Source organism: Veillonella parvula (assembly GCF_042850485.1).
GTDB lineage: Bacteria > Bacillota > Negativicutes > Veillonellales > Veillonellaceae > Veillonella > Veillonella parvula_Q.
Map to the genome: position 1 here is coordinate 455,938 of NZ_AP031417.1, position 13,836 is coordinate 469,773.

Annotated in this window: 14 protein-coding genes and 3 tRNA genes; 14 read left to right on the forward strand and 3 right to left on the reverse strand. The window is 37.3% G+C overall.

The window, feature by feature from the left end:
* The first annotated feature begins 3 nt into the window (after positions 1 to 3).
* The 4 genes from menB (at position 4) to ACGHIY_RS01930 (ending at position 4,063) form a co-directional block, all read left to right on the forward strand.
* Complete coding sequence (menB, locus tag ACGHIY_RS01915; RefSeq protein WP_004693709.1) at positions 4 to 846, forward strand: 1,4-dihydroxy-2-naphthoyl-CoA synthase; 843 nt, start codon at positions 4 to 6, stop codon at positions 844 to 846.
* 199 nt (positions 847 to 1,045) lie between these two features.
* Positions 1,046 to 2,524 carry an o-succinylbenzoate--CoA ligase gene (gene menE / locus ACGHIY_RS01920; protein ID WP_390525627.1) on the forward strand — a complete coding sequence of 493 codons (1,479 nt, stop codon included), beginning with the start codon at positions 1,046 to 1,048 and terminating at the stop codon, positions 2,522 to 2,524.
* Positions 2,525 to 2,537: 13 nt separating this feature from the next.
* A complete protein-coding gene (menC, locus tag ACGHIY_RS01925; RefSeq protein WP_390525628.1) occupies positions 2,538 to 3,689 on the forward strand; it encodes an o-succinylbenzoate synthase in 1,152 nt (383 codons plus the stop codon).
* Positions 3,686 to 4,063, forward strand: coding sequence for a PaaI family thioesterase (locus ACGHIY_RS01930; protein ID WP_024061370.1), 378 nt, complete (start codon positions 3,686 to 3,688; stop codon positions 4,061 to 4,063). The genes menC and ACGHIY_RS01930 overlap by 4 nt, the downstream gene beginning before the upstream one ends.
* A gap of 238 nt (positions 4,064 to 4,301) precedes the next feature.
* Here the strand turns inward: ACGHIY_RS01930 and ACGHIY_RS01935 are convergent, their stop codons facing one another.
* Positions 4,302 to 4,937 (reverse strand): hypothetical protein, encoded by a 636-nt coding sequence (locus ACGHIY_RS01935; RefSeq protein ID WP_390525629.1) that lies wholly within the window; start codon positions 4,935 to 4,937, stop codon positions 4,302 to 4,304.
* Positions 4,938 to 5,257: 320 nt separating this feature from the next.
* On the opposite strand from ACGHIY_RS01935, the gene ACGHIY_RS01940 reads away from it, so the two are divergent.
* The 4 genes from ACGHIY_RS01940 to ACGHIY_RS01955 all read left to right on the forward strand — a co-directional run bounded on the left by ACGHIY_RS01940 (position 5,258) and on the right by ACGHIY_RS01955 (position 6,353).
* Positions 5,258 to 5,333: transfer RNA gene (locus tag ACGHIY_RS01940), tRNA-Asp, on the forward strand.
* A gap of 21 nt (positions 5,334 to 5,354) precedes the next feature.
* A tRNA-Phe gene (locus ACGHIY_RS01945) sits at positions 5,355 to 5,430 on the forward strand.
* A 12-nt stretch (positions 5,431 to 5,442) separates the two neighbouring features.
* Positions 5,443 to 5,528 (forward strand) — tRNA-Leu (locus tag ACGHIY_RS01950).
* A gap of 183 nt (positions 5,529 to 5,711) precedes the next feature.
* A complete protein-coding gene (locus tag ACGHIY_RS01955) occupies positions 5,712 to 6,353 on the forward strand; it encodes a hypothetical protein (protein WP_008602791.1) in 642 nt (213 codons plus the stop codon).
* A 110-nt stretch (positions 6,354 to 6,463) separates the two neighbouring features.
* Here the strand turns inward: ACGHIY_RS01955 and ACGHIY_RS01960 are convergent, their stop codons facing one another.
* Positions 6,464 to 7,837, reverse strand: coding sequence for an MFS transporter (locus ACGHIY_RS01960; protein WP_004693689.1), 1,374 nt, complete (start codon positions 7,835 to 7,837; stop codon positions 6,464 to 6,466).
* Between the two features lie 212 nt (positions 7,838 to 8,049).
* On the opposite strand from ACGHIY_RS01960, the gene ACGHIY_RS01965 reads away from it, so the two are divergent.
* Together ACGHIY_RS01965 and ACGHIY_RS01970 are read left to right on the forward strand one after the other, a co-directional pair.
* Positions 8,050 to 8,262 carry a hypothetical protein gene (locus tag ACGHIY_RS01965; protein ID WP_008602789.1) on the forward strand — a complete coding sequence of 71 codons (213 nt, stop codon included), beginning with the start codon at positions 8,050 to 8,052 and terminating at the stop codon, positions 8,260 to 8,262.
* Between the two features lie 66 nt (positions 8,263 to 8,328).
* A complete protein-coding gene (locus ACGHIY_RS01970) occupies positions 8,329 to 9,414 on the forward strand; it encodes a hypothetical protein (RefSeq protein ID WP_004698384.1) in 1,086 nt (361 codons plus the stop codon).
* 85 nt (positions 9,415 to 9,499) lie between these two features.
* Here the strand turns inward: ACGHIY_RS01970 and ACGHIY_RS01975 are convergent, their stop codons facing one another.
* A complete protein-coding gene (locus ACGHIY_RS01975; RefSeq protein ID WP_004698326.1) occupies positions 9,500 to 10,291 on the reverse strand; it encodes a carbon-nitrogen family hydrolase in 792 nt (263 codons plus the stop codon).
* 169 nt (positions 10,292 to 10,460) lie between these two features.
* Here ACGHIY_RS01975 and ACGHIY_RS01980 point away from each other — a divergent pair, with 169 nt between their 5' ends.
* The 4 genes from ACGHIY_RS01980 to ACGHIY_RS01995 all read left to right on the forward strand — a co-directional run bounded on the left by ACGHIY_RS01980 (position 10,461) and on the right by ACGHIY_RS01995 (position 13,802).
* Complete coding sequence (locus ACGHIY_RS01980; RefSeq protein ID WP_004698371.1) at positions 10,461 to 11,024, forward strand: nitroreductase family protein; 564 nt, start codon at positions 10,461 to 10,463, stop codon at positions 11,022 to 11,024.
* Positions 11,025 to 11,092: 68 nt separating this feature from the next.
* On the forward strand, positions 11,093 to 11,896 hold the full coding sequence (locus ACGHIY_RS01985; protein ID WP_004693679.1) for a polysaccharide deacetylase family protein: 804 nt from the start codon (positions 11,093 to 11,095) through the stop codon (positions 11,894 to 11,896).
* An 11-nt stretch (positions 11,897 to 11,907) separates the two neighbouring features.
* Complete coding sequence (locus ACGHIY_RS01990) at positions 11,908 to 12,846, forward strand: phosphodiester glycosidase family protein (protein ID WP_004693677.1); 939 nt, start codon at positions 11,908 to 11,910, stop codon at positions 12,844 to 12,846.
* 8 nt (positions 12,847 to 12,854) lie between these two features.
* The gene (locus ACGHIY_RS01995; RefSeq protein ID WP_004693675.1) at positions 12,855 to 13,802 is read left to right on the forward strand and encodes a hypothetical protein; all 948 of its coding nucleotides are present in this window, start codon (positions 12,855 to 12,857) and stop codon (positions 13,800 to 13,802) included.
* The last annotated feature ends 34 nt before the right edge of the window (positions 13,803 to 13,836 follow it).

Consider the following 13,836-nt stretch of genomic DNA (forward strand, 5'->3'; position numbering starts at 1 on the left):
TCCATGAGCAAATTTGATTGGAAAGTATTGGATCGTAATTATGAAGATGTAATTTACGAAACATATAATGGCATTGCAAAGATTACTATTAATCGTCCAGAAGTGCGCAACGCATTCCGTCCTAAAACGGTAATGGAGTTAATTGATGCTTTCACAGTAGCTCGTGAAGATAACGAAGTAGGCGTAATCGTATTGACTGGTGCTAACCACGGTAAGGGTGAAGATAAAGAGGCATTCTGCTCTGGCGGTGACCAAAGCGTACGTGGTCACGGTGGTTATGTAGGTGAAGACAATGTGCCCCGCTTGAACGTACTCGATTTACAACGTTTGATTCGCGTCATCCCTAAACCTGTTATTGCAATGGTTAATGGTTATGCTATCGGTGGCGGCCATGTGTTGCACATCGTATGTGACCTTACAATCGCTTCTGAAAATGCTAAATTCGGTCAAACTGGTCCTCGTGTAGGTTCCTTCGATGCTGGTTATGGCGCAGGTTACTTGGCTCGCATGATCGGTCACAAACGCGCACGCGAAGTATGGTTCTTGTGCCGTCAATATACTGCAGCTCAAGCGTATGAAATGGGCATGGTTAATACTGTTGTACCATTCGATAAATTGGAAGAAGAAACCGTTCAATGGTGTAGCGAAATCCTTGAATTATCTCCAATGGCTTTGCGCATGTTGAAAGGCGCCTTCAATGCCGACACAGATGGCCTTGCAGGCTTACAACAATTCGCAGGGGATGCTACATTGATGTACTACACAATCGATGAAGCGAAAGAAGGGCGCGACGCATTCAAAGAGAAACGGAAACCTAACTTCAAACAATTCCCTAAATTCCCTTAATAGGGAGTCGATACAGTCCTATATGACGGATTATATTAACTATTAAAACGACAAGTGCGCCTCTATAGGAGGCGCCTTTCTTGTAATATCTCTTTATTTATCATGTTTCAATTATTATTTTTTAGTTATTACTTATTATTTACTATTTACTGGTAATTAGTGATTACTTATTAGTGATTAGGTTTAGATACGAGGTGAGATGATGGAGTGGTTACGTTATGGTGCACAGCACTATCCTAATCGTAAATGTATAAATGAATATACCTATAATGATATATACCGTGGCGTACTCCATATGGCTCATAATTTACTGCCTTTAGACGCATCTCGAGTGGCTATCTTATCCGATAACTCTGTGACCATGGCAATGTATGTGTTGGCTGCTATGCTAGTTCATAAAGAGGTACTTTTACTTAATGTACATCTTAAGCCAAAGGAAATAGAAAACCAATTGGATCAATTAGGTGTTACCACCGTATTACATAGTAAAGAACGATGTAATCAATTGCCCGATACCATCGAAACTCAAGTATCAAATTTAGTTGAACCTATAGCATCAGATTCTGTTGAAAATCAATTATCTTTTTTCGTTGATTCGAAGGCCTCTAATCCAATTGTTACAAATGAGTTTGAAACTCTAGAAAGAATTCTATCGGATTTAGCGGTCGAGGACTCCTTTGATTGGGTATTTGTGGACACAGACATAGCTGCTATCATGAATACGAGCGCTACTACGGGGCAATTTAAGTCTGTACCGCTTCGATGGGGGCAGATTAAAGCTCATGTACAAGCATCCCAAGAGGTACTAGGGAAAACGGAGCAGGATAATTGGCTAATGGTACTGCCTCTGTTTCATGTAAGTGGTTTATCTATCTTGATGAGGTCTCTTTATAACGGGACGGCTGTCACTATTTTGCCTAAATATGATGAAGCTCAAGTTCTCAAACTTATAGAATCTGAGCAAATCAATATGATGTCCTTAGTGCCTACCATTTTGACTCAATTAGAGCCACATATTACGCACCATGCATTACGTGTTATATTGCTCGGTGGAGAATTCATTCCTATGGCTCTCATCGAAGCTTGTGAAAAGAAATCTTTGCCTATCTATAAGACCTACGGCATGACGGAAACCTTTAGTCAAAGTGTGACCTTCTCTGTATTGGAGTATCCTCATAAACGAGAATCTGTAGGTAAGCCCTTGCCTGGCATGCAGGTTCGTATCGATAATCCTGATACAGATGGGGTAGGTGAAATTCATTTGACGGGCCCGATGGTTATGACTGGTTATATCAACAAGGAACCTATCGATGGAGACTTTAATACAGATGATATTGGTTACATCGATGAGGACGGTTTCGTTTATATTTTGAATCGTCGTAAGGATCTCATCATTTCTGGGGGTGAAAATATTTATCCTAAGGAACTAGAGGATTTGGTCTATACGTTGCCATTGGTAAAGGAATGTGCCGTTGTGCCAGTATCTGATGCTAAATGGGGACAAGTGCCAGCCCTCTTTGTGGCCTTTCATGATGGTAAAAGTTTGCCACCAGAGGATATTATAGTCTTTATGAAAGACTCTTTAGCAAAATATAAGATTCCGAAATATGTAAAAGTATTAACCGCATTGCCTCGAAATGGAACTGGCAAAATATTGCGTAATGAATTGAAATTATAAAATTGAGGCGCCTATGAATAATATTTTAAACTTTAAAAGTATAACTACATATCGCCTTAAATTGCCACTGAAGTTCAATTTTAAGACTGCCAAGGGCGAGGTGAAAGAAAGAGAGACTATCGTTGTTCGCATTGAAGACCAACAAGGGTATGTAGGATATGGGGAATGCGTAGCTTTCACAGAGCCATTCTATACATTTGAGACCGTAGAAACCTGTTGGAAAGCTATGGTAGACGATTATATCTTTAATTTGCGCTTGATGCGGCCTAAACCACTGATGACCTATGTACGACAATTACAATTTTGGCGCAATCGAGACAATATGCCTATGGCTATTGCGGCTCTAGAAAATGCGCTTATTCATCTTCATTGCGAACGGATAGGTGTAAATTCTGTTTCCTACATTATGGATCAACCTTTACAAGAGACAATTGAAAGTGGTGTCGTTGTTGGTGATGTGCCAATAGACCAATTACTTGATGTTGTAGCGCATCATGCAGTAAATGGTTGTAAGCGGATTAAATTAAAGGTAAATCCTATAGATGGTTATGAACGCGTAGCTTTAGTTCGCAAACATTATCCGGATTTAGTCTTAGCAGCTGATGCAAATCGAAGCTATTCATATCAAGAAATAGATAAGATCCGTCAGTATGATGATTTAGGTCTAGCTTGTATCGAAGAGCCCTTTGCGATAGCAAACCTTCAATCTTATAAAGATTGGAAGTGGGAGCGTCTTGAGCATGGTGATTGGAAAATCTATACGCCAATTTGTTTGGATGAGTCCATTTTAGGATATGATGATTTGTCCTATGCTATCGAATATGGTTTGATTGATGTGTTTAATGTAAAAGTAGGGCGCATGGGGGGGCTTATTCCAACAAAAGCGGCTATTAATCTATGTAGAGAACGTCATATTCCATATTGGATTGGTAGCATGGTAGAATCAGGGGTTTCTAAAATGCTTCATGTTCAGTTAGCCGCATTAGGAGATTCCTATATGGCAGGGGATTTGTCCGATTCAAATCGATATTTTGAACAAGATCTTATTTTCCCAGATTTAACCTTTAAAGAGGGTATTATGCAGGTCCCTGATGGTGATGGACTAGGTGTAACAGTCTTTGATGACCGGCTAGAAGCCTATTGTATGGAGAAACGAACACTATGAATCTAATTGAATCCTTACAAATCGATGTACCTCGTATGACGAGCGATACTACATGTATTGCAAAAATGAATTTAAATGAATTTCATAAACAACCACAAGGCTATTTAAATGGTGGTGCTACCTTAGCTTTTGCAGAAATTATTGCAGGCATGATGAGCAATGAGCTGGTAGGCTCTCATAAATTTGGCGTAGGTCAGTCTATAACTGCGAATCACCTACGTCCTGTGAAATGCGAAGGAACATTAACAGCCTTAGGAACATTACTAGTGAAAGGCAAAACATCTCATGTATGGCGCTTTGATATGATAGATGATGCACAACGTCTTATCTCACAAGTGACTGTAACCTTGGCTATTGTAGATTTTGATAGATAAAATCCCATTTTTAAAGGATTTAGTTATATTTGCTAATTAAGCTATGTATAATTTCGTCCTACATGAAATCTTACGATTGTTAAGACCATAGGATAATAAAAGGACAGTATATACCTTTCGGTAGATACTGTCCTTTGTTGGATTTACAATGTAAATGGCTCGTCTAGAAAAAACGACATAGCTCTTTTTTACGTTTTCTAAGATCTGCAATTTAAAATGTTAGAAAAGACAAAGATCTTTATTTTCTAGTGATAGTATATAGGTCTTCGATATCAGGAATATCGTAAATTACCCATGTTCCATCTCCTAAATGACGCATCAAGACTCTTATATCTTTTGTCATATTCTTTTTATTATTTTGTATTGTTACAGTTACAGTAGCCGTATCACCATTATCTTCTGACTTTAGGTTTTTAACCTCTACATCATGTTCTTTAAATAGGCGACCTTCTACAAGACGATCTACCATAGACTTATTATCATCATTTACTTTAGTGGTATTATTGGTAGGTGATTCAGATTTAAAGCTGTCAGGATCTTCGATATATGTACGTATTACGTCTTCGATAAGAGCTGGTCCAAATGTTTTGGTAGCTGCTATTGTAGCTTTACCAAGTGGGGTAGATGTATCGACATATTTATTGCCTTCTCGTTCTACAATGTTTTTTACAATGGATTTTATATCTACGTGGCGCAATGCTTCGTCTGCATCTTTATCTTGTACTGCTTGGTGAATGATATTTAATGTGTAGGCTGGTGTATGTGGTACATACCATAAAAAGTACCATGCTGCGGCCATCGCTCCTATAATAGCTATGATAAGAGCGACAATAACACCTTTTGAATTGAACTTATTCACAGCGAATCCTTTCATGTTTCTATAGAGTCGTTTTCATATTGAATATATACATATTGTAGCATATTGAGTAAAGAATAGGATGATTTCTAATAAAGGTTATGCCTTGTGAAGCTTATAGGGAAAATTGTACTATTGCGAAAAGTGACGAATTATGACGATAAAGGGTGGATTCCTGTAATATAATATAGAGATATATTTATAAAAGCTATAAAATAACGATTATCAAATATAATCAATTATTTTCATAGATTTGTAATAATATTTTTTTAAAAAATAGTTGCATTGCTCTTAAATCCATGATATTATGTACAAGTAGTCAACGCGAGTTGATACGCGGCCCCGTGGTGTAGCGGTTAACATGTCGCCCTGTCACGGCGAAGATCGTCAGTTCAAATCTGATCGGGGTCGCCATTTTTTTTTACAAAAAATCATGCCTCGGTAGCTCAGTTGGTAGAGCAACGGACTGAAAATCCGTGTGTCGACAGTTCGATTCTGTCCTGAGGCACCATTTGTATTCCATGCGGTTGTGGTGGAATGGCAGACACGCCATCTTGAGGGGGTGGTGAGCTAACGCTCGTGCGGGTTCAAGTCCCGCCAACCGCACCAAATATAAGGACCTACAGTTTACTGTAGGTCTTTTTTTCGTTATTTTGATATTAAAATATATTTAATGAGTTTATCTTCTCCTTTTAAACCTGAGAAGTGTTGGCAGGTTTTCACAATCCGTGTACAATCATAGTAATTAGTAATATACATTTATATATATAGTTTTCAATATGAGAGAAGATTATGGTTTTTAATTATGGTGAGACGTTACGTATCCGAAGGGATCTATATACGATTTTAGGCAAGATACGCTATATTGATACTCATGGAAAAATTGGGTATGAGTATAAGTTAGTTAGACATAAGAATAATGCAGAGTTTTGGCTCAGTTGGGATAAGAAGCGAGATGCGTACCAGTTTTCCAAGTTGTGTGGAAAAGCACTACCAGCCGATATGAAACTCATAGATAGTGGTTATGAGATGGTAACTGGCACTTGGGGTGAGGTAGACGTAGGTACTACTGATACTGCTAAATATAAAGAGTATGAAAATGCTGATGGTACTGCTACGTTTTCTGTTCAAGAGTGGGCTTTTGAAACGGAATATTCAAAAGGCTTTTACATTAATAAAGAATACGTATCTGTCGAAAAGGATTCAGAGGTAACCGAGTCTATTCTAGATAAAATGGATACGATTAAGAAGCTAAAGTTCATAGGACCAATCGGTTGGATTTTGGGGAACTTACTACTTTATATGCCAATCTTTGATATAAAAATATTGAATGATGTACGGGATGTACTTACCTGGCCTTATATAGTAGCTGGGAGTATAGTCCTTGGTATCATTGTGGTTTGTGCTTTCATTATTTCCAGAACTATGCGTTGATGAAAACACATCGGTTATATAGGAGTCCCTTTCGTGGGGTAAATAAAAGGTCGTAACATGTATTTAATACATATTACGACCTTTTTACTATAGGATTTATTTGTTAGGGGTTAGCTATTAGCTTCAGCTGGTTGAAGTTGTTCAAGTTCAGCTTCTTTAGCATCTAATTCTTTGGCGCCAAAATGAGCCAATACACAGAATGTAATACAAAGAACACATGCTACTAATAAAAGATAGAAACCTGCATTCCAACCAAATTTATCTGCTAAAACACCAAATAGTGTTGTACCTAAGTTTGCACCAACAATGTAACTCATGAATCCACGAAGACCAACAGCAGAACCTACTGCAAATGGTGGTACAATATCCATAGTTTGTACTGAAGCTAAGAATTGAGGAATGTAGATTAAACAACCTACAATAGCAGCGAAGAAAGTAACCCATAAGAGAGACTCGCTTTGCCAATAACCAAATATACAGAAGAAGATAATACTTATAGCAATGATTGCAGGTGGCATGCGATAACCTTTAAAGAATTTATCGGAAATATAACCAGCAAAAATAGTAGAAGGAATAGCCGCCCATTCAAAGAATAAAAAGGCAACAGACATTTCTGCTTTGGAGAAACCCTTTACTTGTAATAAATAAATTGGAAGCCAAGTAAGCATACCAAAGCGAATCATGTAAACGAAGGTGTCAACTAATGATACATACCAAGCATTTTTATTTTTTAATACGTATTTTACAAAGATTTCTCTTGTGCTCATATGCGGTGCTTCAGAACTTCTGTGCGCCTTATGAGCTGTGTCGGCGATGATTTCACTTGTTGGTGGTAAGCCTTCACGTTCAGGGCTTTCTTTGATTAAGAAAGAAATGGCAATTGCTATGATAACTGCAATAAGCGCTGGTACACCATAACTCCCTAATTGCCAGTGATCTGTAGTAGTGAAATATAATGCGGCGGCTACGATTGGTGCTACGATACCACCACCGAGATTGTGTGAAATATTCCAGATAGCTCCATAACGGCCACGTTCCTGTTTTGGGTACCATTTAGCTAAGGTGATAAAGGATGGTCCTACACCAAATCCTTGGAAAAAGCCATTTAGTACTACTAAAACTAAGAAGAAGGCGAGACTATCGGCAAAGCTCATAAAGATATTGATAATTGCACAGCAAATGAGACCGAAAGCCATAAACTTGGCAGGACTTGCTTTGTCCGCAAGACTACTCATAAAGCCTTTACTTAAACCATAAGCGATAAGCATACCACTAGATAGCAAACCAATTTCTGTTTTGCTCATATGGAGGATATCTGATAAAAAGTGTGTTGATAAGGCAAAGTTATTACGAACAATATAGTACGCAGCATAACCTATAAAAATACCAATTAATGATTGCAATCTATATTTATAATATAGATTCATAATCATGCTTTGTGGAACTGATGATTTTGCCTCTTTAGGTTGTAGAAATGAAAACATAGTTATTACCTTTCTTTCTTAATAACTAAATCCTATTGCATTGTTAATACTACCATTTCTATAGAATTCATGTAAATGATTTATGAGATAAAAATATTAATTTGTAACTTTAAATTGCTTATTATTAGCTGAAAATGTGTATAGAAAATATTTGAATTATAGACAAGTACTTCTTAATATATTAGATTAAATATATTGGGAGGTTATTATCTATGAAATATTTACGCCGTGAACTTAATCAAGTGGAAAAAGAATATGTAAAACAATTTGGTGAAGATTCTTTAAATCGTGTCATCCTTCATGATCCTGATACAAAGGATAAACAAGAGGTGCAAGATACTATTGATATTCTAAAAGAAGCAATTGCAAAAAATAAACCTCTAGAACAGGTTCCAGAGGATATGTGGAAGCTTATTGAGTTTTAATGTATATGACTAACTATATGAGATGTATAGCCAGTTTTTTAATATAATTATTTGATGGAGACTTGAATGAATTTAAAAGGAATTGTACTAGTTGCGACAGCATTGGTTTCTAATATAGGAATAATAAATGCTGAGCAGATACCCATTCCATCTGTATCAACGCCATTAGGCGCAAAAACTACTCAACTTGATAGAGTACAATCTCAAGAAGTTATGCCTTATTTGGAAAGTAAAGTTACGGGCGAAACAGAATTATCTTATGCTGTTATGTCCGTTGCTAAAAAAACATTTAATGAACAAATGTTGCTACATCGAGAGGTAGAATCACGTATGCACGCTCATATTGAGGAACATAATAGAACAATAAGAAGTGTGCCACAACGAGACCTTATTAAAAATCCTTATACACGAGAAGAAATTGAAAAACAAATTGTAAAGGCCATTAATTTTAGAGAAAGCAGTAAGTATCCAGTTAATGACAAGGAATATTACAATCATATAGATATAAATAAAGTAAATGATTTATCTGGTTTTCCAAAGAAAATACCTTCTTTTGCTAAACAGGTTGATATTCATTTAAAGCCGCCTAAGGCGATTGAAGATGGTCGGTATATTCAAGTTTCTTTTACAGGCAAACCATCAGAACTAAAACCTTATATTCAAGATGCAGAAAGTCATGCTAAGGTTATTATTACTAAGGGTGAGGCTGAACGTGTTTCTATTAAACCGTACGAAGATGTTAAGACGAATTATAGAAAATACTTGTCTACTATATTGCCAAAAGAATGGATTGAAGTAACTAATATATTCAATAATATGTATCAATATAAAATGGCGCTAAGCAATGAGAATATTAAGCGAAAGGTTGATCGTGAGCTCTCTAACCAAATGAATAATCAAATGGTTTTGGACTTAGAGCAAGATACTAGTAAATTAAGTTCTGATAAAGTGTTGCCTAATGATGAAAATAAGACTTTACAGAAAAAATATTTAGGTTACTATTCGTATAAAGAAGTAAAGCGACCATTTAACGCAGAGTACACATTCTACATCTTTAAATTTGATTATTCATATAATATGTTTACTGTTGCAGGCATGGCCGTTAATCCAGAGCAAACTAGAGTCATTTATTTCCTTACTACAGTACAATAAAATAAAAAAGGCACATTGTCATATGAACAGGCTATCTAACAATGAAATAATTTTAGATGGGTGTTCAATACAATGTGCCTTTGTTTTATAGTTTGTAGAGTTCAGGTTTGCGATCTCTAAAAATGTTAATTTTATTGCGAATATCCTCTACTACGGTGAGGTCGATATCTACAGATGAGATGCCCTCCCTAGTGTCCATTTCGAGGAGGTTTGTACCCCATGGATCGTATACAGCGGAGTGACCAGTGCTTTGAACTCGACCTACTGTACCACAGCCGTTGACAGCACATAAGAAGAGTTGGTTTTCAATAGCTCGCACTTCGTTTAATACTTGCCAGTGGCGTAAACGCATAGTAGGCCATTGAGCAGGTACAAATAATAGCTCTGTATTTGATAATGCAGCCATTCTTACGAGCTCAGGGAAGCGAATGTCGTAACAGATAACCGTACTACAAGGAATGCCATCCAATTCAAAATGAGTGGTATGCGTACCGCTAGCGAAGTATTGGTCCTCTTTAGCAGGACTAAATCCGTGCATTTTGGAATACTCTCCTACGAGCTTGCCTTCACGGTTGTAAGCATAGGATGTATTAAATACTAAATCCTCTTTTGCTACGGCTACAGAACCGCCCACAATGTTTACATTGTGTTCTTTTGCGAATGTACTTAATAAAGCTTTTGTTCTTTCTCCATTTCTGTCAGAAATATTGATTAAATCCTTAGATGGATGAAATCCTGTATTCCATGTTTCGGGCAAGACGATAATGTCAGGCTTTTCTGATAGGGCTTGTGAAAGTAATTCTTGGACGCGCGCATAATTGTATTCCACTTCGTTTACATAGACGTCCATTTGTATAAGGCTTAAGCGTTTTTTCATAAGAAATCCTTTGTCTATTGGATAAGCATAATTTTAGAAATATGTATTATAATTAGAATATTAAAGCATTATTGAACGGATTACAATATAGCTCTAAATAATCGTAGAAGTTTTGAATGATTTTAGATACCGAAGATTTATATGAATTTAGATGTTTTGGTGAAATATTATGGAATTAACAGAAGTTATAAACTCTCGTACTAGCGTACGTAAATATAAAGAAACTCAATCAGTAGGGGTCAACATAATTCAGGAGTTAGTATCTCTTGGTATGCGAGCTCCATCGCCTAAAAATCGTCAGCCCTGGCAGGTTATTCATGTGACGACAGTGGAGAAAGAACATTTTGTGAATTTAGGCTTTCAGGTGTTAGAGCAATATAAAGAACATAAGGAACATTTTGGTAGTTTAGAGATTAGTCTTAAGGCTATGCAAACTGCTAGTGACTTGCTATTTGTGTTTAATCCTTATGATCACTTGCCTGACTATACTCGCGTGTGGGAGAAAAGTGACTTACAAGCTATTGGCGCTTTTATAGAACATATTTTATTGGGGGCAAAAGCAATTGGGTTAGGTACACTATGGATGAATGATGTGTATTTTATGCAGTGTGAAAGCAAAACCTTTTTAAATATTCCTCACGATGTACAGGCAATCATTGCTATAGGTATTCCAGATGAAACTATGTATCCTAGACCTCGAAAATCGATTGATGAAGTACTAATAAAGCGTTAATTTTTACTATTCTTCATGGAAATGTTATAATATTCTGTATATAATTGTGTTCTAATAGAGGAGGACCTATGAAACGGATTCCGTTGGTAACACTGTTAGTTTTGGTATTGGCAATGGTTGTGGCAGGTTGTGGATTGCTTTCACAAAAAACAGAACCTACTAGTTCAGTACCGCCTGCAAAAGAAGTTAAGATGGTACATCCAACGGGTATTCCTGTTCTTATGTATCATAAAGTCGGCGACGACAAAGATAATGATGCAGTTATTCGGGAGGATTTGTTTAGAGAACAAATGAAGTTCCTCAAGGATAATGGCTATAATCCATTGACGATGGATCAATTGTATGATTATGTTGTAAATGGTGCTGCGGTGCCTGAAAAACCTGTTGTTTTAACCTTTGATGACGGTTATGCAGATACATATTCTATCGTATATCCAATTATGAAAGAATATGGATTCCCGGCGACTGTATTTATCAATCCTGGCGATGTTGGGACGCGTCTAACTTGGGATCAGGTGCGTGAAATGCACAAAAATGGTATTACTATTTCAAACCATGGTTTCCAACATATAGAAATGGGCCAATTGTCAGAAGCAAAACAAATTGAAAATATTACAAAGGCCCAAGAGGCACTTGCTAAAGAAGTAGGCATTAAGGATAATCCTTGGTTCTGCTATCCATATGGAGATAAAAATGAATTCACCGACTCAGCATCTAAGAAAGCTGGTATTAAAATGGGGATGGCTATGAAATCTGGCTGGGCTCATACTGGTGATAATCCATATAATATTTTGCGTGTTTGGGTAGGTAATGCGGTGGATATCAAGCATTTTGAAGAACGCATTAGCACTGAACATTTCACTGATTTATAAGGAGAAATACATTGTTCAAAAAGAATTGGGTAAAGTTCATCATTATGGTGTTCTTATTTACCGTTGTCACATCACCCTTCGTGGTGCTCTTTGGACCATTTAATAATGTAAAGCGCGCTGTAATTGGTGCTATCTTACAATCTCGCCATCCTCATTACATTACATGGTTGTTTAATGAAGACGAGTTACAATCTATTTTGGGGACTGTAGGGGTTGTTAAAAGCCAAGATTTGTTCAAGTTTAATGCTCGTGAAGATAAGACTTTAAATCTTGAAAAAATCCAGTCTGCTCGTTATGTAGGCTATATTTTAGAAATTCCTGATCCTCGTCGTATTCAAGTAGGTACAGCGGCTAATATTCAAGAAAAAGGCGATACTACAAGTAATATTGCAAAAATGAATAATGCTGTAGCAGCGATTAATGGCGGTGGTTTCCACGACCCTAATGGTACTGGTACAGGCCGTTTGCCATATGGTTTCATCTTGCATGATGGTGAGTACGTTATCGGTAAGGATGTAGGCCCTGATGAAGACGTAGACTTTGTAGGTTTCTCTAAATCTGGTAATCTTATCGCTGGTAACTATGATAAAACTCAGCTTAGTGATATGAAGGCCATGGAAGGTATTACCTTTGGTCCACCTCTTATCGTTGATGGTAAGAAGATGATTACCGAAGGTGATGGTGGCTGGGGCGTAGGTCCTCGTACTGCTATCGGTCAAAAGAAAGATGGTACAGTGCTATTTCTCGTAATCGATGGTCGTCAACCAGGGTATTCCATTGGTGCTACCTTGCGTGACGTACAAGATATTCTTTTTGAAAAGGGTTGCTACATTGCAGCAAATTTAGATGGCGGTTCTAGTTCTACTTTGTACCTAAATGGTAAAGTCGTAAATAAACCTGCCGATTTGTTAGGGGAACGCATGATCCCAACGGCGTTTATCGTGAAATAGGAGGACAGATGAAACCTTTTACGCGTGTACTGAGCGCCTTTGCGGTAGGTATTCTTCTGCAAGGTGGGGTATACCTATACCTTGATCAATATATATTTGCACCGACTACAGAGTTTAACGTAGCAGGCGCATCAAAAGATGATACTAAAAACTTCCCTGATGTGAAGGAAGGTACTAAGTATGTATCTTATGACCGTCAATTTATGGCCGTTGTTACAGAGAACTCTTTGAAAATTTACAAGGCTAATGAAAGCAAGCCCACAAATATCGATTTGAAGGGCCGCTCGATTAGTTACTTCAACTGGATGCCAGACCGTAACTATGCTGTCATGGGTTTATATGACTCCAGAGATGTTGTCATGGCTCGTCTTAATGCGGATGATCCAGAACACGAAGTTGATACGAAACTTGAAGACTTGCCTCGGGGCAGTAAAATTGTAGATGCTGCGTACTCTGAAGCGACAAATGTGGTGTATATGAAGGTAAAAGTTCAAGAACACACATATCGCATTTATCGTACCGATGCTAACTACGATACACGTCGCGTTTACATGCAAGCTACTGATATCGGTCATATCGGTGTATTCTACGATGAAGATAACTTCTTCTACGATAATGTGAGAACTGGGGATGTATTCATGTTCAACGGCATTGAAGGGGGATGGCGTGTTATCAACCCTGAAGGGCGTTTCCGCTTTATCGGTGTTGATATGGACAAAACTATCTATATCGCCCGTGTTGATGAGGACAATAATGCATTGACTGTTTACACTGGTAAATTAGGTGTAGGCTTCAATCCAGTTTACAAATACAACCACCCTACTACATTTAATGAGTTGACATTATCAGATGTAAAAAACATCATTAAGAATGGTAGTGAAGAAACTACTAAGGTAACAGAAGATACTACATCTTCTAAATCATCAAATAGTAGTGGTAGTAAAAAGAAATCTTAAGAAAAAGCCTTTATAATGTTCTTTCATTATAAAG

Coding starts and splice junctions, on each gene's coding strand:
- ACGHIY_RS01935 (WP_390525629.1), bottom strand. CDS start 4,937: ATGAAAGGATTCGCTGTGAATAAGTTCAATTCAAAAGGTGTTATTGTC.
- ACGHIY_RS01985 (WP_004693679.1), top strand. CDS start 11,093: ATGAAACGGATTCCGTTGGTAACACTGTTAGTTTTGGTATTGGCAATG.
- menC (WP_390525628.1), top strand. CDS start 2,538: ATGAATAATATTTTAAACTTTAAAAGTATAACTACATATCGCCTTAAA.
- menE (WP_390525627.1), top strand. CDS start 1,046: ATGATGGAGTGGTTACGTTATGGTGCACAGCACTATCCTAATCGTAAA.
- ACGHIY_RS01995 (WP_004693675.1), top strand. CDS start 12,855: ATGAAACCTTTTACGCGTGTACTGAGCGCCTTTGCGGTAGGTATTCTT.
- ACGHIY_RS01980 (WP_004698371.1), top strand. CDS start 10,461: ATGGAATTAACAGAAGTTATAAACTCTCGTACTAGCGTACGTAAATAT.
- ACGHIY_RS01970 (WP_004698384.1), top strand. CDS start 8,329: ATGAATTTAAAAGGAATTGTACTAGTTGCGACAGCATTGGTTTCTAAT.
- menB (WP_004693709.1), top strand. CDS start 4: ATGAGCAAATTTGATTGGAAAGTATTGGATCGTAATTATGAAGATGTA.
- ACGHIY_RS01965 (WP_008602789.1), top strand. CDS start 8,050: ATGAAATATTTACGCCGTGAACTTAATCAAGTGGAAAAAGAATATGTA.
- ACGHIY_RS01960 (WP_004693689.1), bottom strand. CDS start 7,837: ATGTTTTCATTTCTACAACCTAAAGAGGCAAAATCATCAGTTCCACAA.
- ACGHIY_RS01955 (WP_008602791.1), top strand. CDS start 5,712: ATGGTTTTTAATTATGGTGAGACGTTACGTATCCGAAGGGATCTATAT.
- ACGHIY_RS01975 (WP_004698326.1), bottom strand. CDS start 10,291: ATGAAAAAACGCTTAAGCCTTATACAAATGGACGTCTATGTAAACGAA.
- ACGHIY_RS01930 (WP_024061370.1), top strand. CDS start 3,686: ATGAATCTAATTGAATCCTTACAAATCGATGTACCTCGTATGACGAGC.